Raw genomic sequence first — 23,670 nt, 5'->3', positions numbered from 1 at the left:
CCGCACGCTGGCGCGAGGCGGCTTATTGCTGAGCCCAATAATCGATCACCATCACTTTATCGAGGTGCGGTTTCAGAACCTCGACGAAAGCGGTGTGAGCTTCGTGAGGCAAATAGGCAGCCCGATCGGCTTCGCTCTTGAAAGTCACGAGGAAGCAATGAGTAAACCCATCAGCCAATTTTTCGGGGCTGTTGTCGGTACCATACTCGAACGAGTGAATCTCGGAGATTTTGCTCGGCAAGGCGCGAAATTCGTTGACGACTTTTTCCACGTCGGCATCGCTCGAAGTGTCCTTGAACTTGAACATCACGACGTGGCGAAGTAGCTTTTGCTCGCTATCGGTGTCGGACATGGCGAAACTGGGTAAGAGGGCGGGAATCACCAGGGCGGCGATGATCAGGGCGGGAATCAGGCGGGTCAGTTTAGACACGATGGTATCCAGGGGTTTATAGGGAACGCAGTAAATCTTCGTCGCGAACGACTTCCTCAAATATTCTCTGTTTATTTGGCGAAGATTGCAACGCTTTGTAAGTTCGACGGAGCTGGGTTTTCGTCTCGGCGGCGGTTGTTTTTTCACCACGCTCCTCCTGTGTCAGCATCAGTTCGTACAAGGCGATGCCGCGGTACAGCGAGGACAGGTCGGGATCAGCCAGCAACTGATTTAACGTTCGCTCGGCCGATTGATACTGTTGTCGCGCTCGGTATAGGCGAGCTAGTTGGATCGCAGATTTGGCCGCGTAAGCCGCGTTGACAGGGCTCTCCGCCGGGGGGAAGACCTCTGCCACTTTTTGCCAACCCTCCGGCTCGTTCAGCCGAGCCCCTTCCAAGTATTGTTCTTCGATGGTGGGAAACTCTCGGACTTCCAAATCGGACTGCAAAGCGTCGCTAAGTTGTCGCGTTTCCGCCGGTCGGCCCAACCAGAGACCGAGCACGATTGCCAACAGCGGCAAGACCAGCAACCCGAGACGCCATCCAGCACGCCGCTTTGCCGGTTCGCCAGATTCGACTTGCATCAAACGCTGGAGCGTCTTGGTGGCATCAATTTTACTCGTCAGCGTCGCGGTTGCATCGCCGATCGGCCCCTCTTCGGACATTGAGCTGTGCAGGAACTGGCTCAGCGATTGCGGGCTTTGAAAGCGTTTGTCAGGCGATTTCTCCATCAGCTTTTCGATCGCCTGGCAGAGCCAGCTGGGTAGATCATGCACCGGACGAGCCGCTTCGATCGGCTGGGCCGTTTCGTGCAGATGCTTGACCGCCAATGCCAGCGGCGTGTCGGCCTCGAAAGGTGGGCGTCCGACCAGCAGGTGATACATGGTCACTCCCAGCGAATAGAGATCGCTGCGGACGTCGACTCCTGCTCCTTGGACTTGCTCTGGACTCATGTACAGCGGCGTGCCCATCGTCATGCCGACTTGAGTCAGATCAGTTTGTCCTTCGCCACGCGTCACGGCTGCCAAACCGAAGTCGGCCACTTTGACCTCGCCGCGACGGCTGATCATGATATTTTCGGGCTTGATGTCGCGGTGCGTGATCCCGGCATCCGAAGCGGCAACGAGCGCCTCAGCAACGCTTTGCAAGACCACCACCGCCTGATCGCCGGTCAGCGGTCCGGTGCGATCGAGCTGTTGCCGCAAGTTCACTCCGTCGACGAATTCTTGGGAGATATAATGCATTTTGTCGAGGCAGCCGACCTCGTAAATCTGCACAATGTTAGGGTGGCTGAGACCAGCCGCGGCCCGCGCCTCACGACGAAAACGCTCTACGTAGCTGGGATCGCGGGCTAAATCACGCCGCAACACTTTCAACGCGATCCGCCGGCCCAGTGTGACTTGATTGGCCACGTACACGTCAGCCATGCCGCCGCGGCCAAGCCGCTTGAGGATCTGCAAATCACCGATCGTGCGACCAGTCAAGTCGCTGCGAGTGATGTCCGCCGGGGAATGGTGGTCGTGGGAGTCGTTCATTTCGGGGTCACATTGATCTGGACAACGTTATTTCGGCTGAGGGTTATTGAGTGGCCGTCATTCAGGTTCCCGCTCCGCAACCCAGCCAAATCGAGCGCAACATTGCGAAACCCCAGTTCAGTAAACGTGGAAACCAGCTCGGCCGCTACAGCTGACTCGGTGAGACGAGACAGTTCCGCCAAAGGCACTTCGATCCGCGCTAAATCCCCTTCGTGGTATCTTACTCGCAAATCAGTCAGGCCTTGCTGTCGAAGCCAACTTTCCGCCCGTTCGACCATTGCCAAGCGAGCAGGAGTGACGCTCACGCCGTAGACCAACCGGCTGGCTAAACAGGGCGCCGCGGGGAGATCCCAATTACTTAGACCCCACAGCTGGGCGATCGCGCGGACTTGCGACTTGCCCAGTTTCAAATCGGCCAGCGGCGTGACCACTTCCGCTTCGTCCCCGGCCCGCAAGCCGGGACGATAATCGCTCAAGTCATCCAAATTGGTCCCGCTGGCGATCACGCCAAATCCCGCTTGACGAGCGACATCTTGCAGGGTGCCGTAGAGCGATTGCTTGCAATAATAACAGCGATCGGTGTCATTACGTTGATACTCGGGGCGATCCGTTTCACCCGTCTGCACGACTTGGTGGCGAATTCCGATTTCGCTGGCGCAACGCCGGGCCCAGTCGAGCTGGTAACTCGAAACGCTGGGACTGGCGGCAGTTACCGCCATCGCCTGTTCACCTAGACCTCGCGCAGCCGCCGCGGCTACCACGGTGCTGTCGACGCCCCCGGAGAAGGCGACTAACACGCTGCCGTAGCCGGCTAGCCGCCTGACTAATTGCTCTGCCAACTGCTCAGCCGAAGCGACATTCACCGCCGCGTGATCTTCTGGCAACTCTGCAGTGCTTGCCTCTGCAGCCTGGTTTAGCCTGCTGTTCGCAGCGGCGGGGACGGTTTCCGGCATCATTCCACTTCGGAGGTTGGATGAAGAGTTATGCGGGCCTGGAAACCGGCGTCGAGAAAGCGGCCGGCTTGGTCGGTTAAACCAAGCGATTGGCTGGTCGCCGTCGCTCGCCCGCCGTATTGTCGCAGCAGCCAACGGTCAATTTCAGGGGGGCCGACATCGGGTGAGTGCCCCGACAGCAGCAGCGTTCCGCCCGAGGCGGGCAACAACGAAAAACACTGTGTCAGTAATGGCCACAAATCTCTCGCCAGCCGCCAAGTTTGCCCACGGCTGCCATGGCCATAAGCAGGTGGGTCGAGAATTATCAAATTGTACCGCTTTTGCCGCCGAATTTCTCGAGCCACATATTTTCTCACATCGTCAATGATATAACGAATTTCGGCCCGCTCCAATCCGGACAGCTGGGCGTTCTCGCGAGCCGCTTCGATGTGCGGTCGCGCGGCATCGACATGCGTTACCGCTGCTCCCGCCGCCGCGGCTGCCAAACTGCTGGCACCCGTGTAAGCGAACAAGTTGAGCACACGGCACTCTCCCAACTCGCGGACTTGGTGGTCAATCCACTCCCAACTGACACGCTGCTCGGGGAACAAGCCTATGTGACCAAAAGGGGTCGGCCGCGTGGCGATCACGAACGATCCGCAATCGATATATGCCGGTTCCGGCCAAGACTGTTGATAGCTCCAGACCCGTTGCCCCGCACCGCGATAAAAGGCCGCTGCCGCTTCCTGCCAACGCTCGGGCAGCCTCATCAGCGATCCCCACGCCGCCGGTGAAGGGCGATCGATGAGGTAGTCACCGATCGCCTCCAGCTTCCGTCCTTCGCCAAAGTCGACAAGCCGATAGTCGCACGTAGGGGGCTTAGCCACGGCCAGTTAAATTCATCGCATCGTTGATGATCACGAAAAACATCAAGGCGAGAATCAACAACACGCCAGCCATGGTGACCCGCGCCTGGATTTCCTCATCCACCGGCTTGCCACGCACCGCCTCGGCAATCAAAAAGACCATGTGACCGCCATCGAGCGCCGGTATCGGCAGGAAGTTAAGGATCGCCAAATTGACGCTCAGCAAAGTCAGGAACAACAGCAGTTGCGAAAATCCAACCGAAGCAGCCGTGCTGGCCATGTACGCGATCACTCCCGGACCGCCCACATTCTTGCGGCTCAGCTTGCCGGTAAAGCTCATTTGCAAGAACCCGAACACGTCCGAGACCTTGCGTTTCGATTCTCGCAATCCCAAAGCGAAGGCCTCGCCGACAGACTCCGAGTTATGGGTCAGAGTGACTTTGGGGAGATCGAAACCTCGCTCATACCAATAACCATTGCTGGCCGTTAACGTCGCGTCCGCGGTCACGATCGTACCACCTTCGCCACGTTCCGCGGTGATTTTGAATTGAGTCCCCGCGGGGAGTCGTTGCATTTCGTACAACAAGCTAACTAACGTTGCGTCGGGGCCAATTTCCCAGCCTTCTTCCAGCTTTTCAACGTTGTAAGGATTGAGAAAACCATCTTCCAACTGAGCCGCCAGCGCCTCGGGACGCTTGTCTTGCGGCCACTTCACGGCAACCCGCTTGATCCTGTCCCCAGCCTGCATCGACTCCCCAATCTGAACAGATTCCACGGGCTGTTCAGCTGCCAACGCGCCGGTGGTCGGCGAGACAACGGTGGGGAGCGGTTGATAGGTCAGCCCCAAGGATTGCAGTTCGATCTGACCGCTACCCTCGGCTAGCGGATTATGAGAAATCAGATTTTCCGACTTGGGAATCGTCAGCTCCAGTTGTTCTAAACTCTCTCCGCTGCCACGCTCCACATGCAACACGATCGAACCAGCGCTATCGGCCACCATGCCGGGCAGTCCGTAAGCATCGACTGGTTGTTTTTCGGCGCCAAAGCCGACAATCCGATCACCACGCTCGATTCCCGCCGTTTCCGCTGGACCATCTTTGACCAGCCCCGCGACGGGACCGACCGTGAAATCAAAACCGAATGACTTGTAAGCTTGCGGCGGCAGCGTCACGTCCCGCGTCGAACCATCGACAAGCTCGAACTTCAACACCACGGGTTGATCGCGACGAGCGGCCAAGTGGCGATAGTAGGTTTCCGCCAGGGGTGCACCGACGACCGGATCGACTTCAATTTTCTCGCCGTCGACTGCGACCAATTGGGCGCCGGCGATCGAATCATCCAACACATCGGCGGCAACCGAGTTGGGAAAGATGATCGGTATGTCGCCCACGTTCGCCGATTGCGACATGCCGATGCCGATCAATTTCTGGTCAGGGTTCGTCGCGGAGGGGCGGGGCAGCAGTTGGTAGCCCCGTTCGCCATCGTCATAACGCACCGCGATCTCGACCGGTTTGCCGGGATTGGACAAAGTGGCCAGCATGATTTCGCCGGTCATGTCCATGAAATGCAGTTTCTCATCCCCTTCGATGCGGCCAGCCGAAACGACGCGTCCGCCCGGCTCCACGCCAGCTTCCCATGCGGGATATCCAGCCACGGTGTTGCCCACCACGGCGGGTGTGTATTTGACGCCCATCCCGAATGCGATGGCCGCAAATAACACGGAGGTGAGCAAATTCATCACCACGCCAGCGCTGATGATGATCATCCGCTGCCATACGGTTTTGGCCGGATAACTGCGCGGATCGAGCTCGTAAGCTTCCGCCGGTTCGTCCGCATCGACGTCGGACGCTTGGTTGGCAGTGCGAATTCGCTCGCGTTCCTCAGCAGCCCGGCGCGGATCGTCGTCTTGACCGAGCATCTTCACGTAACCGCCCAGCGGGATCACACCGATCCCGTACTCCGTCTCACCCCAGCGGAATTTCCCGAAGGTGCGGGGCAGCTGGATGCCAAAAATGCGAATTGGCACATCGAACCCGACATAGAACTTTTCGACTTTCACGCCAAATAATTTGGCTGCCAAAAAGTGCCCCAGCTCGTGCACGAAAATTACAAACCCGATGCCGAGCGCCACGGCCGACCAAATCCAAACCTTCTCGCCTAGCCAGCTGAGCAGGGTTGGTTCGGTTGCCCCGAACAAATTCGACATGATTAACTCTTGCGAGAACTCCACCGCCGTACCTCCGCACGGGCCCATTGGTCCAGCTCCAAAAGCCGTTCCAAGCTGGGCCGCGCCTCAAATGTGTGATTTTCCAATACCGTGCGACAGGCCGGTACAATGTCAGTAAAACGAATTCGCTCTTCCAAGAATAGGTCGACCGCAGCTTCATTCGCGGCATTTACCACAGATCCCGCAGTTCCACCCGCTTTTGCCACTTCAAATCCAAGGCTAATGGCCGGAAAAAGTTCGCGGTCTACCGGTTGCAACGTCAGTTCCCAGCTTTTGGTTCGATCCAACCTGGCCGCCGGGCATGGTAAACGCTCCGGATAAGTTAAAGCGTATTGAATCGGCAACCGCATGTCGGGGGGCGAAAGCTGAGCCAGAATTGAACCGTCAATAAACTCCACCAACGAGTGTACGATCGATTGGGGATGCACGACGACTTCCAGCGACTCGGCTGGCATCCCGAATAACCAGCGGGCTTCCACGATCTCCAACGCCTTGTTCATCATCGTGGCGGAATCAATGCTGATTTTTTTCCCCATCTCCCAAGTCGGGTGCTTTAGCGCCTGAGCCACCGTCGCTTCCCGCATCTGATTGTATGTCCAGGTGCGAAAAGGACCACCGCTGGCGGTCAAAATCAGCCGCTCGCAACTTCGCTGAGTGTCACGGGCTGTCTCTAAACACTGGAAGATCGCCGAATGCTCGCTGTCGACCGGCAACAGGCGAGGCCCGGCTAGGGGTCGCCAAGCCGTCGGCCCGGTTTTATTTGCAGCTCGATCCTTGTCGGCGTTTCCGTACAGCAACGTTTCGACCACCGAGCCAGCGCACACCAGCGTCTCTTTGTTGGCTAAAGCGACTCGTTTTCCGGCTTGCAATGCAGCCAAAGTGCTCTCCACACCGGCTCGCCCGACAATCGCGGCGACAACCACATCGACTTCCTCGGCCGTCGCGGCGGCTAATAGTCCGTCGGGGCCGGAGAGCAATTCGCAGCCTGCCGGCCAAGCCAAGCGGCGATCGGCGGCGGTGCGGTCATGCTGCTTGCCGCTGGACGAATTTTCTTGAAAAAAATCGTTTTCCCCCGAAGAACCGGAAATAATTGCCCGGCGTGGGGAATGGCGAGCGGCGATCGCGTGTAACTCGGCAATGCGGCAATGTGCGGAAATTGCCTGAATATTCCAAGGCGGTCCCAGCTGTTCCACCACATCGATCGTCGCTTGACCGATGCTACCGGTCGCTCCGAGCACCGCCACTGTGCGACCAATCATTTGTGGATCCTGGTTGCCGGTTATCGGATTCTGTCAAACAATGGAGTACAATTTTGGGCAAGGCTGCCAGGGTTCCAGCTGCGGTGATCTTGCCGGCTGGACGCGGATTCCCGCTGTTCACCCGCTGATTGTAGGTCCGCCCTGCTCAAATTCGCAACCCACATCCGCTCGAGTCAACCAAGGAAAGAGGGGAATTAAAGCCCCTCAGGAACAATGACTGAAGACCAGCGACGCAACTCCGGCTCCAATCAAGAACGTAATAGTGCGGGAATTATCTGGGTGCTGGTGGCTGTCGGCTTGGCGGTCGCGGCAATTGCATTTTTATTCTCCTCCAGCACCCGTCGCATTCGCTATCCCGATTTATTGCGTCTGGTCGAAGAGACACGCTACGAGTCGTGGGGTAGCCGCGAATTGGCTGTCGAAGGCTTGCCCATCCCCTTGGACGGGATTGCTGACGGGACCATTGTCGTTCCCAGCACCTCGAATCCTGAAATTCGCATCGAATACAGCCGCCCCAACAATTTGCAGGTAACCGAAGAGGAGATTCTTGGCACCGTCTTTTGGCGACAATTGAACGCCGATGGTACCACTTCGCGGGAGCCGACCGAGGTTCAATTTGAAACGCGGCGCACGTTTCGCAACGAAGCGGAAGAGCAAAAGTTAATCGCGCTGCTCAATGAGAATCGTATTCTGTGGGATTCTCACCAAGCGTCGACCTTCTTCGCCGATTACGGCCTCACCCTGATCATGATCGCCGTCTTGATCGGGTTTGGTTTTATGATGCTCAGGCGAGTCAGCGGTGTGGGCTCGCCGATGGCATTCTCGCGGAGCCGCGGCAAATTGTACGCGGAGAACGAAACACCGGTGACTTTTGATGATGTCGCCGGTATCGAAGAGGCGGTGGAGGAAGTTCGCGAGGTGGTCGACTTCTTACGGAGCCCCGACAAGTACCAAAAACTGGGCGGGCGGATTCCCAAAGGCGTCCTGTTGGTGGGCCCACCCGGCACCGGCAAAACATTGCTCGCCCGGGCGATTGCCGGCGAAGCGGGTGTGCCCTTCTTTAGCCTCTCGGGGAGCGATTTTGTTGAAATGTTCGTCGGTGTCGGAGCCGCTCGCGTGCGCGACATGTTCCAGCAAGCGATCAGCCGCTCGCCTTGCATCATCTTCATCGACGAACTCGATGCCCTGGGAAAAAGTCGCAGCGGCAGCGTGGTCGGTGGGCACGACGAACGCGAACAAACACTCAACGCTCTGTTGGTCGAAATGGATGGTTTCGATTCCACCTCATCGGTGATCGTGATCGCCGCCACCAACCGTCCCGAAACCCTTGATCCGGCTTTGCTGCGTCCCGGTCGCTTTGACCGTCACGTCTTGGTCGATCGTCCCGATGCGGCTGGTCGCGAGGATATTCTCAAGGTGCACGTCAAGAACGTGAAACTCGACGGCGCGATCCAACTCAAGGAAATTGCCTCGATCACGACCGGTTTCGTCGGCGCCGATCTGGAAAACCTGGTCAACGAAGCTGCCTTACTGGCGGCTCGCGGTGACAAAAAATCGGTCTCAATTGTGGAGTTTAACGAAGCGGTCGAGAGGGTCACGGCTGGTTTGGAGAAAAAGAAACGAGTGATGAACGAGGACGAAAAGATCCGCGTTGCCTATCACGAAGCGGGGCACGCGCTGGTCGCCTACGCGCTGCCCAATACCGATCAAGTCCACAAAGTTTCCATCATTCCCCGCGGGATCGCGGCGCTCGGATACACGATGCAGCGTCCCGAGGGGGATCGTTACCTGATGACCAAAACGGAACTGGAGAGTCAGATTCGAGTCCTGTTGGCCGGGACGCTGACCGAGGAATTGGTCTTTGACGACATCAGCACCGGAGCGCAAAACGATTTGGAACGAGCCACGGCGATCGCTCGCGGCATGGTGATGGATTACGGCATGAGCCGCATGGGACGGGTCAATTTTCGTGAAAGCAATAAATCGGCATTTTTGGCCGGCGGCGGCGATCCCTCAGCCATTCGCATGCACAGCGAAGAAACTGCCCGCGAGATCGACCAAGAAGTGACCCGCATTCTCGATGAAGCGTTGCGGCAAACCTCAGAGATCTTGTTGCAACGTCGCGACGCGCTAGAAGCGATCACGCAGCGGTTGCTCGAAGTCGAGCAGATCAACGGCGAAGTGTTGATGGAACTGATCGAGAAACACTCGCCTGGTCCCCGCGTGGTGCCGGGAAGCGAAAAATCGTCCAAGTCGACGCAGCGGGCCAAGTTGCCCAAAACTCAGGCCCCGCCCGAAGTCGTACCGCCCGCGGAAGGTCAGATTTAGACTCCTCGCAAATACCCGTAGCCGCGAGGCGGCCAATTTGCTGCTCACAGGAATCAGTGATGACGTTGTTACCACGCCGCAAGTTTCTCTCCGCCACCGCTGCCGCTTCGACCGTCGGTTTGACCGCCGCCGCTGCGCCCTGGTCGGCGACGCCCGCGTGGTCCGCCAACAACCCGCATACGGCTGCCGAGCTCGCTGCTGAAGAATTGGGTGCGTTGGAAACGTTCGTGCCTCATCGCCAGTTGACTCACGGTCCGCTGCATCATTGGTTTGGCTACTACGATAAGCGAGAGTTCGATTCGGATAACCGCTTGGTGCTGAGTAATCAAGTTGATTTTGAAGGACGCTCACCGACCGCCGCCGATACGATTCGAGTCGGTTATGTCGACTTGCAAAATGGAGACCGCTGGACCGATATCGGCTCCTCGTCAGCTTGGGGTTGGCAGCAAGGTTGCATGTTGCAGTGGGTCGGCGGACTGGGGCAGGGCGGTGGGCCAAGTAGACGCGTGCTCTGGAATGACCGCCAGGGAGACCAATTTGTCTGCCACTTGAAAGACCTCGACAGTGGCACAACTAAAATGTTTTCTCGGCCGATCTACACCGTGTCGCCCGACGGTCGTTACGGGCTCAGCGCCGACTTTCGCAGGATTAACAACTTGCGGCCCGGTTACGGCTACTCCGGGTTGGCCGATCCGCATGTTGCCGAGCGGGCTCCCGAAGAGGCGGGCATTTGGCGAATCGATTTGCAAACGGGCGAAAGTCGCCTGATTGTGTCACTCGCCGACGTCAGCAAAATCGCTTGGCCCGATGGGGAACGCCACCAATCGGCTTGGCATTATTTCAATCATTTGTTAATCAACCCCAGCGGCGATCGCTTTGTCTTTTTGCATCGTTATCGCCCCGATTTCGATCCGCAAACGTTGCAGTTTAAGGGCGGCTTTGTCACGCGAATGTTCACGGCCAACCCTGACGGTTCTGATTTGTTTGTCTTGGATCCCTCTGGGTACACCTCGCACTTTATTTGGGACGACTCTCAACGGGTGACGATGTGGACTCGCCCCGCCGGGCAGCCCTCGGGCTTTTACCGCATGACCGACCGCACTCAGGATTTTGAACCGGTGGGACCGCAGGTGATGACTCAAAATGGTCATAACACTTATTTGCCCGCGCCCTACAGTGACTGGATTCTCAATGATACTTATCCTTCTCGCCAAGATCGGCGTCAGACGGTGTACTTGTATCATGAACCATCCAACCGCAGAGTCGTGCTGGGACATTTCCCCTCGCCGGCCGCGTACGCTGGGGAGTGGCGTTGCGACACGCATCCCCGCTCGAGCAACGACGGGCAGACGGTGATCATCGATAGTCCCCACCAGCAAGGTCGCCAACTGCATTTGCTCGATATCCGCGAAGTCTTGCAGACGGCTTAACCGCTGTTTCGTCACCATTCATTTTTATAAGCGATCAGACCTTTGAGCCTTGCCTGGACCGAAACGGAAGCCTATTTCAACGCCTACGGTGCGGCGCTCCGCCGGCGGTTTGGTGGGCGAGTCCAGCGGGTAAGCATTGATGCTGGGTTCACTTGTCCGAACGTCGATGGCACGTTGGCTCGCGGCGGCTGCGTCTTTTGTGACAACCGCTCGTTCAGCCCCAGTCGCCGGGTCCGCTTGAAGTCGGTGTTGACTCAATTAGAGGCCGGTATTGAAAACGTGCGGCAGCGTTACGGTAACGTCCAAGGGTTTATCGCCTACTTCCAACCGGCAACCAACACCTACGCGCCGGTCGATCAATTGGAAGAACTGTTCACGGCGGCTGTCCAGCACGAAGCGGTCGTGGGGTTGGCGATCGGCACTCGCCCCGACTGCGTTCCCGATGACGTTTTGGATCTGATCGACGAACTGGCGGCCGACCGGTATGTGTCGTTGGAATACGGCATGCAGACCATTCATCAAGCCGGTTTGGACTGGATGAATCGTGCCCATGACCATGCGGCAATGGTGGACGCCATGGATCGCAGCCGGGGGAGACGATTCGAGACTTGCGCCCACGTAATTTTGGGCATTCCGGGGGAAACCCACGCCGACATGATGGCAACGGCGGTGGAAGTGGCTCGCCTCCGCCCCGCGGCGATCAAGCTGCATAACCTTTACGCCGTGCATGGTACGCCACTGGGTGATGCCGTGCTCGCTGGCGAACTTGAATTGATGGAGCGGGAGAGTTACATCCAAACGGTGGTTGATTTTCTCGAACTGATGCCCCCTGAAATGATCGTCGAACGGGTCAGCGGGGAGGCTCCCAGCGGCTTTTTGATTGCTCCCGCCTGGTGTCGCGAGAAATCCTCGGTGCGAATCGACATCGAAGCCGAATTTCGCCGCCGGGGAACGCGTCAGGGATCACGGGCGTTGGCTGAGGCTGACCCCGCGTTCGCTCCGGCCGCCCGTCGTCCGCTCGATCAAACCCCGGACGCGGTCCGCAACAAAGTGGCTAGCCGTCGCAAGTTGCCGGTGCTACGCCTCCCCAGCGAGTGAGGAAAGCAGTACGCTTTGCGCTTCTATTTTTCTGTTGCCAAACTGGCCGCCAGCGAAAGCGTCCCTTCACTTTCGGGGAGCTTGCCTGGGGCGGCATCGTTAGCTCTGGACATCTCGACGAAGTAGGCGGAAATGACTCGGGCAACCATCGCGTTTGGTCTTGGTTTATGCGCGGCGACTATTCTGTTGCTGCTGAATTTGCCGAACGGACGGATTACCACCGTCTTTGTGCCCATGGTGTTTGGCGTGCCGATCTTTATCGCCGGTGTCATTAGCCTCAATCCACACCGTCGCCGTTGGTGGCTGCGGGGAGCTGTTGTGCTAGCATTGATTGGTGGCCTCGGTTCGCTAGTTCGCGTCGGTCAAAACGCCTTCGCGTGGTTCACGGGTGCCGAGTTCTATCCCTTACCAATGATAATCGCGACGGCGCTCACAGTAACTTTACTGGGCTTCGCCGTCGCGATGCATCTTCAATTGGCTAACAAAGAACCGAGTTAGCTGGCCGATTTACTCGCTTCGGCAACTTCGCGAACCTGGCTCCCCCGCTTGCCCTTCTCCAGATCAACCACTTCCCAGACTAGGCCAACCGCCTTCATCATGCGGATGAACATGTAAGTCATATCGATTTCCCACCACTTGTGCCCGTGGCGAGCGAGGCGGGGATAAGCGTGGTGGTTGTTGTGCCAGCCTTCACCATAAGTGACGAGGGCGACCAACCAGTTGTTGCGGCTGTCGTCGGTGGTTTCGTAGTTCTTGTAACCAAACATGTGGCTAGCTGAGTTCACCAACCAGGTGCTGTGCAGCACGAAGATCAATCGCACGAACATGCCCCAGACGACGAAGGAAGCGGCCATTGGCCCACCACCGATCGCATAACCAATTCCACCCAGTACGCAGCCCATGGCAATGTTCAGCGGCAAGAACAGTTTGTGCAGCAGACGCATACCGGGGTCACGAGCCAAATCGGGGCAGTAACGCTTCCAGTATGACTCGGCGTCGGTGTCGTAAGTGCAGAAGGCAATCCAGAATATGTGACTCCAAATGGAGCCGTCGCGGGGCGAGTGCGGATCGCCTGGCAAATCGCTCAATTGATGGTGTTTGCGGTGATCGGCAACCCAGTCCAACGGCGAGCCTTCACCGGCTAGAATGCCGAGTGTGCCGAATGCATAGCGAACCCAGCGATAGGTTTGCATGCCAGTGTGCGTTAACAGGCGGTGGTAACCGAGGCAAATCCCCAAGCCACCGGTGACCCAGTGCAGGAAGAAAGTCAGTACCAGAGCTTGCCAAGTAAAGGTAGATATAGCAAACAACAGACCCACGTGAGCAACAGCCAACCAGATCAGGGAGGCCCAGTTGATACCGTTCCAGCGAATTCGCTCCGCTTTCGTACGCGGCGTCGGTTGGACTCTCTTCTTGGTGGTCTTCTCAGCGCCTGTCGTGACGCCTTTTCCCTTGGTAGGGCTTTCTAGCACGGTTGCCATTTTTTGAATCCTTCGCAGCCACGGAGTGGATTGTGGTAAAAGTAACGCTGCCCCCGACTCCTTTGTACTCTTGCTTCATGCCCTGGCTGGGGCGAGCGTCAAGGCGGGGTGCCACACGGCATGTCTCCAATGATATCGACTCTCAATAAGCGCCCTGTCACAGACCCTGCACCGATGTGTAACAGCCATGTAAAATCTCATTTTTCGGGCTGCTCTATTCCGCGACACGCACCCCTTGCTGTGAACAAATGACCCCAGAAGAAGTGACTCCCCACCTGCGTCGCGTGCTGCGTGATACTCGAAAGTTGTACGTCGATAGCGGCAGGTGGCTGGTTTCGCGACACAAAACACTGCTGGGTGACCGCGCCGCCGGATTTGTCGATTTGATGGACGATCTCCATCGTGGCCTTTTGATCAAGGTCTACACCGAGATCATTCGCAGCGACAATCGCTGGACCGGCATGGAAAAGTTCGTCGGCACGCTGCTGATCGAACACCTCTGGGACGAACGCCTCCGCGGTTCGGCACTGCGGGAAGCCGCCGAAAGTATCCTGGCGCAAGCCGACGCACTGAACTGGAGCACACTGGTTCGGCCGTTCGTCGCTTACGAACCTCTGCATGAAAAAATTGGACATGTCGAAACGGTGGTCATGCGGCTGGCAAACTTAGTTGCCAAATGCGACGGTTTGACCACCCCCGATGAAAGTCAAGCTCTGCATCAACTGCAACAAGACATCACGGCGGCCTTGGGGGGCTCGGTGTTGAGTTGCGGGTCTCAGGTTCTCCCTCATGAAACCCTACCCGGAGCGGCTGCCAGCCGACCGAACTCAAATTCGAACTCCCAAAACGCTATGCAACAGCAGCAGGCTGAGGAGCGGATCGGCCCAGTTGCTAGCAAAACCAGTGGCGGGAGTCAGCGAAAAAACCGCGAGCCGGCTCCCGAGAAAACGCCCCAAGAGCGGTTGCAGGAGGCGACGGATGAACTGGAAAAGCTGATTGGCTTGTCGATGATTAAGGAACGCGTCCGTTCGCTGACTAATTTCTTGCGGTTGCAGCGACAGCGAGAACAAGCCGGGTTGCCGACGATGCCGATTGGTCTGCACATGGCGTTTGTCGGCAATCCGGGGACCGGCAAAACAACGGTCGCGAGGATCGTCGGGCAGATCCTGGGTGCCATGGGAATTCTCAAGAGCGGCCATTTGGTGGAAACCGATCGCTCCGGGCTGGTGGCCGAATATGCCGGGCAAACCACGGCCAAAACCAACAAACTGATCGATTCGGCGCTCGATGGCGTGCTGTTTATCGATGAAGCTTATTCGTTGATCAGCGATCGTGGCGGGGATGACCAGTACGGCCGCGAGGCGATTCAGATCTTGCTGAAACGCATGGAAGATAACCGCGATCGCATCGTCGTCATCTTGGCCGGCTATCCCGAGGAAATGGACGAAATGATCCGCAGCAACCCCGGGCTTAGCTCGCGGGTCAACACCAAGCTCGAGTTTGAAGATTACCAACCGGCCGACTTGGGGCAGATTTTCGAGCTGCTGTGCAAATCCAATCATTTTCGCTTGCCACCAACCAGCCGCCACCGGTTGCTGGTCGGGTTGGATGAACTCCATCGCGAACGAGACCGACATTTTGGTAACGGCCGACTTGCTCGCAACGCGTTCGAGGAGTGCGTCCGCCGCCTGGCCGATCGGGTCGCCGACATCGCGCCGCTGACTCCTGAACTACTGTCGGTTCTGGAGCCTGAGGATATCATCGTGCCGGGCATCGCCGACAATCAGTTGGAGCAATTGATCCAGCAAGCTCACACCCTGCGGACCGCCTGCACGCACTGCAAAAAACGGCTCAAGCTGGAAGGCCGCATGTTGGGTTGCCGGTTGCGATGTCCCAATTGCCAAACCGAGTTCAAAACGGGTTGGGCCGACGTGGAAAAATCGTAGTGTCCAAAGTCGCCTTTCGCTCCGCAAAGACGACTTTCCCAGGTTTCAGCTCATCTTGGCTGTTAGCTCGAATGCACGATCGCGAGTTGCTCGGTGGAGTAAAACCGGCGATCTTCGGGGTGCCACAGCGGCAGGCCTCGGCGAACTCGGTCGCAGAGGATTTTCAGTTTCTCATCGGAACCTGGCAACGCTTTGGTCGGCACGAATGCCGAATTGGGCAGGGGTTTCGGTTCGAAGTCCCATTGACCGTCGCGAACTGCGTCAAGAATTGACCGTGGCACGGGGGCGATTCTCCCGGGGAGAGCACTGACGAAACAGGCAGTCCGTTGCCAACCACAGACCGCGAGTATCTGACTTTCTGCGCTGCGTGTCAAGAAAATGCTAGCAAATCATTCCGCGACCGCTTGACGCAACCGTTCGACCAGATCGATTGTCTGTTTTACCGACAGTTCCTCAGCTCGCGTCGTCGGCTGCATTCCCGCTTCGCCCAGCACTTGATCGACGACTTCCTTCTCCAGCACCCCTTTGAACGCGCTCATTACCACGCTGCGGAGAAATTTGCGGCGGTGAAAATAAAATGCTCGCACCGTGCGGTGAAAAAACTTGACGTCGACCAGTCTGGCCCGCAGTTTCGGGTCGGGATCGATGCGAATGATGGCCGACTGGACTTTGGGACGTGGGTAGAAGACCGAGGGGGGCAAAATCCGCACGATCTGGCTGCGGGCGAGCGCTTGAATCCAGACTGACAGCGCGCTGTAATCTTTGGTCGCCGGTTTGGCGACAATCCGCTCGGCCAACTCTTTTTGGATCGTCACCACCATGCGATCGGGGATCGGGTCGTCGTCGAGCAAATTGCTGATGATCGGCGTGGCGACGTTGTAGGGCAGGTTGGCGACTAGTTTAAATTTCGCGTCGGGGCCAATCCGAGCCATCGCCTCGCGGACAGTTTCCAGCACCAAGGGATGCAGTGTGTTTTTGTTTTTCAGGGCATCTTGTTGCAGCAGCGTGACGTGCGGCGCGTCGGAAAATTCTTGCCGAGCCAATTCGGCCAAGTTGGCGTCAATCTCGACGGTCACAACTTGTCCCGCTCGGCGAGCCAGCCGAGCGGTTAGCGAGCCCGTTCCGGTGCCGATTTCCAGCACCACGTCGTGGCGCTCAATCGCCGCGGAACGCACGATCAAATCAATGAGATTCAGATCGACGAGAAAGTTTTGCCCGTAACGGTTGACTGGCCGAAGTCCAGCGGCTTTCAATCGGTTCGCGACGTAGCTGACGGTTTGTCGATTTTCCATCCAGATTGAGCCTGCAATTGACGTTCGACATATTTTGCCAGCACGTCAGATTCGAGATTAACGGGATCCCCAACAGCCAATTTTCCCAGCGTCGTGACGGCCAGCGTGTGGGGAATCAAAGCCACGCTGAACGCTTTGTCACTGACGTCGACCAGCGTCAAACTAACGCCGTCGACAGCCACACTCCCTTTGGATGCCAACTGTGGCGCCAACTGCCGCGGAACCTCAAACCAAAGTTTAGCCCAAGGGGGATCGGCTTCCTCACGCAACAATCGGCCGATTGCGTCGATGTGTCCGGTGACGTAATGTCCCCCCAAACGATCGCCGGCCCGCAACGAACGTTCCAAGTTGACTTGACCTCCAGCCGCCAAGCGGCCCAAGTTAGTCCGCGAAAGCGTCTCCTCGCCGGCTTCAAAGGCAAGCCGCGAGTCGTTGATCTCGACCACCGTCAAACAGCACCCGTTGACGCAGATACTGTCGCCCAGTTGGGCGTCTTCTGCCACGCAGCCAGCGTCAATCACCAAGCGACAACCTGGAGGCTGAGGCACAACCGCGACCACGCGGCCCATCGTTTCGACAAGTCCAGTGAACATAACCATTCACTGTAGATACTTCCCCCAATTTGCACAACGGGAGCAACAACTGGCCGCGACATTGTTTCGTTAGTGATTCGCTCGGTGTTTTTCGTAACTCACAGTGGCCAGCGATGGCGAGTAACCTGCGGTGAGTGCTGCGAACGAGCCCTAGCACGAGGACGAGTGGCAAGACCCTACCTGCCCGCACCGCGTTTGCCCGCCCTAGTCAGTCGCTCGCGGTGGTGCCACAATGCCAGGAAAATAAATTCACTCTATTTTTGCCCCCAAAGCATCTGCGATTTTTAGGAGCACAGCGAGTTATGAGTCTGATTGAATCGATCCACGCACGGCAAATTTTCGACAGTCGTGGCAATCCGACCGTGGAATGCGAAGTCGTTTTGGATGACGGCAGCACGGGGCGGGCGGCGGTACCGAGTGGTGCCAGTACGGGCGTTCACGAAGCATGGGAATTGCGCGATGGCGACAAGTCCCGTTACATGGGCAAAGGGGTTCTGCAAGCGGTTGAAAATGTCAACTCCAAGCTTGCCGATTTGTTGCTGGGAATGAACGCCGTTGATCAACGTGGCATCGATGCGGCCATGATCGAGCTCGATGGCACTCCGAACAAAAAGAACCTCGGCGCCAACGCGATTCTTGGCGTTTCCTTGGCCGTTGCCAAAGCGGCTGCCAACTACACAGCTCAGCCCCTGTTCCGCTACTTGGGCGGCGCCGGCGCGCATCTCTTGCCCGCTCCGATGATGAACATCATCAACGGGGGACAACACGCAGACAACTCAGTCGACGTGCAAGAGTTTATGGTGATGCCCTTGGGTTTTGACACCTTCAGCGAAGCCTTTCGGGCCGGTACCGAAATCTTTCATCACCTCAAGAAGGTGCTGGCTGCGAAAAAACTCAATACGGCGGTCGGTGATGAAGGCGGATTTGCTCCCGATCTGGGCAGCAACCAGGAAGCGCTCGATCTGATCATGACGGCGATCGAAGCTGCCGGCTACAAAGCGGGCGAGCAAATCTGGATTGCCTTGGATGTTGCTTCCACCGAATTCTATGATTCCAGCTCCCAAAAATACGCGATCGACGGCAAGCAATTGTCGGGCGACGAACTGGTTGACTTCTTGGCCGGCTGGTGTGACCAATACCCCATCGTCTCGATCGAAGACGGTTGCGCCGAGGACGATTGGGCGACTTGGAAAAAACTGACCGATCGTTTGGGTAGCAAAATCCAACTCGTCGGCGACGATCTCTTCGTCACCAACACCGAACGCTTGCAACGCGGTATCGATGAAGGGATTGCCAACAGCATTCTCATCAAAGTCAATCAAATCGGCACGCTGACCGAAACGATCGACGCGATCCAGTTGGCCGGACGTCACAACTACACCAGTATTTCCAGTCACCGCAGCGGCGAAACCGAAGATGCCACGATTGCCGATTTGGCGGTGGCTCTCTCAACCGGCCAAATCAAAACCGGCTCGGCCAGCCGTAGCGATCGCATGGCCAAGTACAATCAGTTGCTGCGAATCGAAGAGATGCTGGGGATCGGCGGACGTTACGCCGGCCCGCTGCTGGTCTCCAAGTTCTGCTCCTAAGCGATCGGATTTCCATTGTTTTGCTTGACGAGTCGATGTTGCTCGTCAAGTATTTGTCCGCTGACAGGCGTTTCCCATGTACACGATGCTGGCAGAACAACCCATTTTGATCAGCGTCGTGCTGGGGATCCTGGCACTCACTATGCTTTACATGTGGACCCGAGGTGCGCCGCGCGGAGTTGCCATCAGCGGTGCTGTTTGCTTGGCGCTGATCCCGCTGGCTTGGCTATTTGCGAATCTAGTGGAAACCGACGATGAGGCGATTCGCAAGTCGATTCGGCAATTCGCCGCTCATGTCGAAGCCAACGACTTTGAACAGGCTTATCTGTCGATTCACTCCGACCGCGGCGATATTCTCGCGCGGGCCAAGGCCGAACTGCCAAACTACGAGTTCACTCGCGCCCGCGTCGGTGGCTTCAATCGAATTCGCTTGCTACCGGGGACCGAACCCCGCGAAGCAGTCATCGATCTGACCGCCTCGGTCCGAGTCAGTTTGGCCCGCGGCGGTATTCGCGATCAAGCAGTCGCCCGGCGGTTGTTCTTGCGGATGGTTGAAACCCAAAACGGCTGGCAAGTGATTGATTACGAACATCGCCCCGTCGTCGGTGGTACGGATGGATATAGCAACCCGGGCGAAACTGACTGGGATGCCTTGCTGAAACCGCCCGCATAGCTGCAACCACTTTGTCAGCTGAAAACGCCCCGTTAATCGCGTAGCTAGGAATTTGAAACGTTGTTCATTACGCTCGATGGTGTGGATGGTGGTGGCAAATCGACGCAAATTGGTCGCCTGGTAGAGCGCTTGCAAGCCGCCGGAATGGAGGTGGTTGCGGTGCGCGATCCTGGCAGCACGCCCGCTGGCGAAGCGATTCGAGGATTGTTGCTCGATTCCGACTTGGTGATGCATCGCCGCAGCGAAGCGTTGCTTTACATGGCGGCCCGCGCACAATTAGTCGAAGAACGCATCCGCCCCGCCTTGGCTGCGGGTCAAGTCGTCGTGTGTGATCGTTTCCTGCTGGCAAACGTTGTCTATCAAAGTGCCGCTGGAGGTGAATCGCCCGATTTGCTGTGGCAACTGGGCGAAATTGCGATTGCTGGAGTGCGCCCCGATCTCACGTTGCTGCTGGACTTGCCGGCAACCACCGCGTTTTCCCGCTTGGGCCGCCCCGCTGATCGGATGGAATCGCGCGGTCGTGAGTATCTCGAAGCGGTTCGTCAAGGCTTCCTCGACCAAGTCGCCAAGGCTGGCAATAGCTACGCCATCATTGACGCTGAAAACGACATCGAAGCGATCGCCTTGCAAATTTGGACAATCGTCGCCACCACGCTCAACAAGCCCGACCTGATTGATGCGCAACACTTGATGAATCAGCCCGACAAACTTAATCAGCCCGATACGGAGCGGCAAACGTCATGAGTGGCGATCTGATCGGCTACGAACAGCAGCGCGGCTGGTTTCGCAACGCGATCGCGACCGGTCGTTTGACGAGTAGCTTTCTGTTTGTGGGTCCCCCCAACATTGGTAAACGAACCTTCGCTCGCTATTTGGCGAAATCGCTGCTTTGCGAACGGGTTCCGGCGGCTGAACTGGCTCCCTGCGGCGTCTGCTCGCACTGCATTCAAGTTGCCGCCGACACGCATCCCGATATCTTGCAAGTCAGCAAACCTGATGATCGGGCGACCATTCCAGTTGAACTGCTGATCGGTCGGCGCGAAGCCCGCATGCAAGAGGGATTGTGTCACGATATTAGGCTCAAACCGATGGCCGGTGGTCGTCGTATCGCCATTCTGGACGACTGCGATGTACTCAACCAGGAAGGTGCCAATTCGTTGCTCAAAACGCTCGAAGAGCCTCCGCCCCACGCCTTGATGGTGTTGATCGGGACCAGTGCCCAACGACAGTTGCCAACCATTCGCTCACGTTGCCAAATCATTCGCTTTGCCTCGCCGCCGCGTGCCGATGCCGAACAGATTCTACTGCGACGTGCGGGCGAGCTGGAGCTGGAGCCAGCGGCTATCTCGGCCGCCCTGGATGCCGTCGGTGGCGACCTGAGCCGCGCGATCGCTTTCCTTTCCGAGGAATTTCGCGAGTTCACCGAGCTATTTACCAAACATCTGCTCGAACAGCCCCCCGAGGCGATCGCCACCGCTCGCGTCGTGACCCAGTTTGTCGAGGCTGCCGGTACGGAAGCTCCCCTGCGCCGGGCTCGGCTCTCTGAAGTCGGTTCGCTGGCAGCTGAGATATTTCGCCGCCGGCTGAGAACAGCGGCCGAAGTGAATCAACTCGGAAACACTCAGGTTCAACGCGATCTTTTCCGCATGGAACGTAGCCTCGAGCTGGTTCGCCACGTCGATCGATTCGCCAATCAGGCAACCATGATCGAAGCCTGGGCTGCGGACCTGCAACGAGGTGCCGCAGCGGGCTAAGTATCGAACGCCTTATCGAACGCCTCGATTAAGCGGCATCGCGGCGGGCAAAAATCTCAGGTTGACCGGGGCTAATGTGAAGGTGCAACGTGTCGATTTCTAATTTCAAAAGTTCCTCAGCCAATTGGCCCGCCGTCGGTCGCGCGCTCGGCTGCTCTGCCGTCATCTGCTCCAACAACGCGGCGAGTTGGGGAAACGCGTCCTCCCGCTCGGCCAATAAAGCTCGCAGCATTAGCCCGATTGAATAAAGATCGCTGGCAGCCGTGACCGTGCTGGCAGATCCATCGGTCAGTTCCGGGGCCGCATAGGCGGGCGTCCCACGAAACTCAGCCTGCGCGGCAGTCCGCGGTTGATGTGCCGAGCCTAGTTTTTGCGCAAACCCCAAGTCCACAATCGTCGCGTGCCCACTCAAATCGACCAACACGTTTTCTGGTTTAAGATCGCCATGGCTCCAACCGGCAGCGTGCAACACAGCAACCGCTTGTGCGCACTGGCGAATCCACCACAACGCAACCGGAATCGGTTGCTCGGGGCGTTGCAGCAGCGTCTCCAGCGTGACTCCGTTAATCCGCGGCATCACAATATAAGGTCGATTGCCGCCGACTTGCCCATCGAGGACGGGGATTAGATGCTGATGCTTGGCAACTGCCGCCACCGCTGCTTCATTGCGAACCTGCAAAGCGGCTTCCGGGTCCTGCTGGCTCGTTTGACGGGTCAGCTTGACGGCATAGTCACTGCGAGGGCTGCCAGCAGCGTCGGCTGGTTGAGCCGCGTATAGGTCGCACCAGCTGCCCCGGTGCAGCAAAGCTGTTAATCGCCAAATGCCCACGGTGCCCAAGGAGTCAGCCGCCCTCAAGGTGCTGGTCCCCGGCGAGCGAGATCTCGCGGAAGTGGCCGCCGGTGCGCTGGTTTGCTGCTCAGAAGCGGTAGACCGTTGCATGCAGTGCCTCTCGGTGTGTTGAAGTAAGCAATTCCAACCTCTCGCATCGACACAAACCGACGAGGAGCTACAACCGGAGCCAGGCAAACCTCAAACTACCGAGCAGATGACCTAATCTGCTGAATTTACCTATTCTGGGCAGGTGTTACGATTGCTAGAGCTCGTGCCACTCGCTTGTGGTGACCGATCCAGCACCCCGTGGTAGACATCTTCAATGTCTTCCACACGCTTGGTCTCATGACAATACTGGGCCACCCTCTGCTGCCCCGCCGCACCGAGTTTCGCTCTCAAGTCATCGCTCTCCGCGAGCCTGGCGAGCCGCTCCGCCCACTCGCTCGGTTGCCCAACGGGAGCCAGCAAGCCGTCGACGCCGTCGCGAATCAAGTCTGGCAACCCGCCAACCGGCGTGACCAATACTGGCTTGCCCATTACCATCGCTTCTAAAATCGACAGTGGTAGTTGCTCATGTCGCGATGGTAAACAGACCACATCAACTTGCCGCATGATCGCCGCCACATCATTCCGCGGCCCCAGCAGATGCAAGCGGTCTGCGATGTTCCACGCCGCCGCTTCGCGTTTCAGTTTGCCGACATACTTTGGCGAAAGACCGCCCGCTGCGATGATCTGCATCGCGGGCACAAAGTTGCGCAACTCACCCACGGCTCGCACCAGCGTGAGCAGATCTTTTCGAGGTTCGACGCTGCCCAACACGGCGATTAGAAACGCGCTCGATGATCCAGCGAACTGGTCTCGCAGCAGCCTGTGATCAGCATCAAGTTCCCGCGATCCCCAATCAATAGCTTGAGGATAGGGAATAATTACAACGCGTCGTGCCGGTACCCAGTGACGTCGTCGCAAGTAGCGAGCCGTGGCTTGGCTCGGCGCAATAATGCGATCGTGGGCGAACCAGTGCAGTTGGAAGCTTTGATGATGAGCTGTTGCTACCGATGGAATTCGAGCGAACCAGCGGATCAATGACGAAAAATGACAAGCGCTAGTTTTGTGGCTGTGCGTTAATTGAATGCCGGTGTCGACCAGCCATTGACTGGTAGCTTTCAGCGCACCGCGATTGCGGCGGAAATCACATGGCGTCAAAGCAATATTTTTCGAACTTAATTTTCGCAGCGCGTCGACTTGCTGATAAACCCAAGAATCACGGCGACAATAAACATCCACGTGGTGTCCGCGCGCCGCGAGTATTCGCGATAAGGTCACCGCATGACGACTGGCCCCGTCAATCTCTCTACCAGATACGAATTGCGCCACACGCAACATTGAATTTCTGGTGCTATCCATGG

At 57.6% G+C, this 23,670-nt stretch carries 21 protein-coding genes; 9 read left to right on the top strand and 12 right to left on the bottom strand.

From position 1 onward, the window contains the following. Positions 1 to 22: 22 nt before the first annotated feature. The 6 genes from SH139x_RS19055 to dxr all read right to left on the bottom strand — a co-directional run bounded on the left by SH139x_RS19055 (position 23) and on the right by dxr (position 7,248). A complete protein-coding gene (locus tag SH139x_RS19055) occupies positions 23 to 352 on the bottom strand; it encodes a Dabb family protein (protein WP_488356049.1) in 330 nt (109 codons plus the stop codon). A 94-nt stretch (positions 353 to 446) separates the two neighbouring features. Continuing rightward, entirely contained in the window at positions 447 to 1,964 is a 1,518-nt protein-coding gene (locus tag SH139x_RS19050; RefSeq protein ID WP_488351353.1) for a protein kinase domain-containing protein, read from the bottom strand. Continuing rightward, positions 1,961 to 2,920, bottom strand: a complete 960-nt coding sequence (larE, locus tag SH139x_RS19045) for an ATP-dependent sacrificial sulfur transferase LarE (protein ID WP_488351352.1) — start codon at positions 2,918 to 2,920, stop codon at positions 1,961 to 1,963. Before larE ends, SH139x_RS19050 begins: the two co-directional genes overlap by 4 nt. Next, positions 2,917 to 3,783, bottom strand: coding sequence for a class I SAM-dependent methyltransferase (locus SH139x_RS19040; protein WP_488351351.1), 867 nt, complete (start codon positions 3,781 to 3,783; stop codon positions 2,917 to 2,919). Before SH139x_RS19040 ends, larE begins: the two co-directional genes overlap by 4 nt. Next, the gene (locus SH139x_RS19035; protein ID WP_488351350.1) at positions 3,776 to 5,968 is read right to left on the bottom strand and encodes a site-2 protease family protein; all 2,193 of its coding nucleotides are present in this window, start codon (positions 5,966 to 5,968) and stop codon (positions 3,776 to 3,778) included. Before SH139x_RS19035 ends, SH139x_RS19040 begins: the two co-directional genes overlap by 8 nt. Positions 5,969 to 5,970: 2 nt before the next feature. After that, positions 5,971 to 7,248: a 1-deoxy-D-xylulose-5-phosphate reductoisomerase gene (gene dxr, locus SH139x_RS19030; RefSeq protein ID WP_488351349.1), complete on the bottom strand. Its 1,278-nt coding sequence runs from the start codon at positions 7,246 to 7,248 to the stop codon at positions 5,971 to 5,973. A gap of 213 nt (positions 7,249 to 7,461) precedes the next feature. On the opposite strand from dxr, the gene ftsH reads away from it, so the two are divergent. The 4 genes from ftsH to SH139x_RS19010 all read left to right on the top strand — a co-directional run bounded on the left by ftsH (position 7,462) and on the right by SH139x_RS19010 (position 12,602). Further along, positions 7,462 to 9,576, top strand: coding sequence for an ATP-dependent zinc metalloprotease FtsH (gene ftsH, locus SH139x_RS19025; protein ID WP_488351348.1), 2,115 nt, complete (start codon positions 7,462 to 7,464; stop codon positions 9,574 to 9,576). Positions 9,577 to 9,635: 59 nt separating this feature from the next. Beyond that, entirely contained in the window at positions 9,636 to 11,006 is a 1,371-nt protein-coding gene (locus SH139x_RS19020) for a hypothetical protein (RefSeq protein ID WP_488351347.1), read from the top strand. A gap of 42 nt (positions 11,007 to 11,048) precedes the next feature. Next, the gene (gene mnmL, locus SH139x_RS19015) at positions 11,049 to 12,104 is read left to right on the top strand and encodes a tRNA modification radical SAM protein MnmL/YtqA (RefSeq protein WP_488351346.1); all 1,056 of its coding nucleotides are present in this window, start codon (positions 11,049 to 11,051) and stop codon (positions 12,102 to 12,104) included. Positions 12,105 to 12,236: 132 nt separating this feature from the next. Continuing rightward, the gene (locus SH139x_RS19010; RefSeq protein WP_488351345.1) at positions 12,237 to 12,602 is read left to right on the top strand and encodes a hypothetical protein; all 366 of its coding nucleotides are present in this window, start codon (positions 12,237 to 12,239) and stop codon (positions 12,600 to 12,602) included. Here the strand turns inward: SH139x_RS19010 and SH139x_RS19005 are convergent. Then, positions 12,599 to 13,585 (bottom strand): acyl-CoA desaturase, encoded by a 987-nt coding sequence (locus SH139x_RS19005; RefSeq protein WP_488351344.1) that lies wholly within the window; start codon positions 13,583 to 13,585, stop codon positions 12,599 to 12,601. The two genes, SH139x_RS19010 and SH139x_RS19005, sit on opposite strands and share 4 nt — an antisense overlap. A 248-nt stretch (positions 13,586 to 13,833) precedes the next feature. Here SH139x_RS19005 and SH139x_RS19000 point away from each other — a divergent pair, with 248 nt between their 5' ends. Next, positions 13,834 to 15,531: an AAA family ATPase gene (locus tag SH139x_RS19000; RefSeq protein WP_488351343.1), complete on the top strand. Its 1,698-nt coding sequence runs from the start codon at positions 13,834 to 13,836 to the stop codon at positions 15,529 to 15,531. 62 nt (positions 15,532 to 15,593) lie between these two features. Here the strand turns inward: SH139x_RS19000 and SH139x_RS18995 are convergent, their stop codons facing one another. From SH139x_RS18995 to SH139x_RS18985, 3 genes are all read right to left on the bottom strand, one after another. Beyond that, positions 15,594 to 15,812, bottom strand: a complete 219-nt coding sequence (locus SH139x_RS18995) for a hypothetical protein (protein ID WP_488351342.1) — start codon at positions 15,810 to 15,812, stop codon at positions 15,594 to 15,596. A gap of 108 nt (positions 15,813 to 15,920) precedes the next feature. Beyond that, positions 15,921 to 16,823, bottom strand: coding sequence for a 16S rRNA (adenine(1518)-N(6)/adenine(1519)-N(6))-dimethyltransferase RsmA (gene rsmA, locus SH139x_RS18990; protein WP_488351341.1), 903 nt, complete (start codon positions 16,821 to 16,823; stop codon positions 15,921 to 15,923). Further along, positions 16,781 to 17,416, bottom strand: a complete 636-nt coding sequence (locus SH139x_RS18985; protein ID WP_488351340.1) for a riboflavin synthase — start codon at positions 17,414 to 17,416, stop codon at positions 16,781 to 16,783. Before SH139x_RS18985 ends, rsmA begins: the two co-directional genes overlap by 43 nt. A gap of 302 nt (positions 17,417 to 17,718) precedes the next feature. Between SH139x_RS18985 and eno the strand changes: the two genes are divergently transcribed. The 4 genes from eno to SH139x_RS18965 all read left to right on the top strand — a co-directional run bounded on the left by eno (position 17,719) and on the right by SH139x_RS18965 (position 21,432). Next, a complete protein-coding gene (gene eno, locus SH139x_RS18980) occupies positions 17,719 to 19,005 on the top strand; it encodes a phosphopyruvate hydratase (RefSeq protein ID WP_488351339.1) in 1,287 nt (428 codons plus the stop codon). A gap of 85 nt (positions 19,006 to 19,090) precedes the next feature. Then, positions 19,091 to 19,678 carry a hypothetical protein gene (locus SH139x_RS18975; protein ID WP_488351338.1) on the top strand — a complete coding sequence of 196 codons (588 nt, stop codon included), beginning with the start codon at positions 19,091 to 19,093 and terminating at the stop codon, positions 19,676 to 19,678. A gap of 60 nt (positions 19,679 to 19,738) precedes the next feature. Beyond that, positions 19,739 to 20,422 carry a dTMP kinase gene (gene tmk, locus SH139x_RS18970; protein ID WP_488351337.1) on the top strand — a complete coding sequence of 228 codons (684 nt, stop codon included), beginning with the start codon at positions 19,739 to 19,741 and terminating at the stop codon, positions 20,420 to 20,422. Next, positions 20,419 to 21,432 (top strand): DNA polymerase III subunit, encoded by a 1,014-nt coding sequence (locus SH139x_RS18965; protein WP_488351336.1) that lies wholly within the window; start codon positions 20,419 to 20,421, stop codon positions 21,430 to 21,432. The genes tmk and SH139x_RS18965 overlap by 4 nt, the downstream gene beginning before the upstream one ends. A gap of 28 nt (positions 21,433 to 21,460) precedes the next feature. Here the strand turns inward: SH139x_RS18965 and SH139x_RS18960 are convergent, their stop codons facing one another. Both SH139x_RS18960 and SH139x_RS18955 read right to left on the bottom strand, forming a co-directional pair. Beyond that, a complete protein-coding gene (locus tag SH139x_RS18960; protein WP_488351335.1) occupies positions 21,461 to 22,372 on the bottom strand; it encodes a serine/threonine-protein kinase in 912 nt (303 codons plus the stop codon). Between the two features lie 129 nt (positions 22,373 to 22,501). Beyond that, complete coding sequence (locus SH139x_RS18955) at positions 22,502 to 23,668, bottom strand: glycosyltransferase family 4 protein (protein ID WP_488351334.1); 1,167 nt, start codon at positions 23,666 to 23,668, stop codon at positions 22,502 to 22,504. Positions 23,669 to 23,670 lie beyond the last annotated feature (2 nt).

The sequence above is a fragment of the Kothea flammea genome, from assembly GCF_052161645.1.
Taxonomy (GTDB): domain Bacteria; phylum Planctomycetota; class Planctomycetia; order Pirellulales; family Pirellulaceae; genus Laterigemmans.
Note: the sequence above shows the minus strand (reverse complement) of the source record. Positions and strands in the feature narration are given on the sequence as shown.

Coding starts and splice junctions, on each gene's coding strand:
- SH139x_RS19055 (WP_488356049.1), bottom strand. CDS start 352: ATGTCCGACACCGATAGCGAGCAAAAGCTACTTCGCCACGTCGTGATG.
- SH139x_RS19050 (WP_488351353.1), bottom strand. CDS start 1,964: ATGAACGACTCCCACGACCACCATTCCCCGGCGGACATCACTCGCAGC.
- larE (WP_488351352.1), bottom strand. CDS start 2,920: ATGATGCCGGAAACCGTCCCCGCCGCTGCGAACAGCAGGCTAAACCAG.
- SH139x_RS19035 (WP_488351350.1), bottom strand. CDS start 5,968: ATGTCGAATTTGTTCGGGGCAACCGAACCAACCCTGCTCAGCTGGCTA.
- dxr (WP_488351349.1), bottom strand. CDS start 7,248: ATGATTGGTCGCACAGTGGCGGTGCTCGGAGCGACCGGTAGCATCGGT.
- ftsH (WP_488351348.1), top strand. CDS start 7,462: ATGACTGAAGACCAGCGACGCAACTCCGGCTCCAATCAAGAACGTAAT.
- SH139x_RS19020 (WP_488351347.1), top strand. CDS start 9,636: ATGACGTTGTTACCACGCCGCAAGTTTCTCTCCGCCACCGCTGCCGCT.
- SH139x_RS19010 (WP_488351345.1), top strand. CDS start 12,237: ATGACTCGGGCAACCATCGCGTTTGGTCTTGGTTTATGCGCGGCGACT.
- SH139x_RS19005 (WP_488351344.1), bottom strand. CDS start 13,585: ATGGCAACCGTGCTAGAAAGCCCTACCAAGGGAAAAGGCGTCACGACA.
- SH139x_RS19000 (WP_488351343.1), top strand. CDS start 13,834: ATGACCCCAGAAGAAGTGACTCCCCACCTGCGTCGCGTGCTGCGTGAT.
- rsmA (WP_488351341.1), bottom strand. CDS start 16,823: ATGGAAAATCGACAAACCGTCAGCTACGTCGCGAACCGATTGAAAGCC.
- SH139x_RS18985 (WP_488351340.1), bottom strand. CDS start 17,416: ATGTTCACTGGACTTGTCGAAACGATGGGCCGCGTGGTCGCGGTTGTG.
- eno (WP_488351339.1), top strand. CDS start 17,719: ATGAGTCTGATTGAATCGATCCACGCACGGCAAATTTTCGACAGTCGT.
- SH139x_RS18975 (WP_488351338.1), top strand. CDS start 19,091: ATGCTGGCAGAACAACCCATTTTGATCAGCGTCGTGCTGGGGATCCTG.
- SH139x_RS18965 (WP_488351336.1), top strand. CDS start 20,419: ATGAGTGGCGATCTGATCGGCTACGAACAGCAGCGCGGCTGGTTTCGC.
- SH139x_RS18960 (WP_488351335.1), bottom strand. CDS start 22,372: ATGCAACGGTCTACCGCTTCTGAGCAGCAAACCAGCGCACCGGCGGCC.
- SH139x_RS18955 (WP_488351334.1), bottom strand. CDS start 23,668: ATGGATAGCACCAGAAATTCAATGTTGCGTGTGGCGCAATTCGTATCT.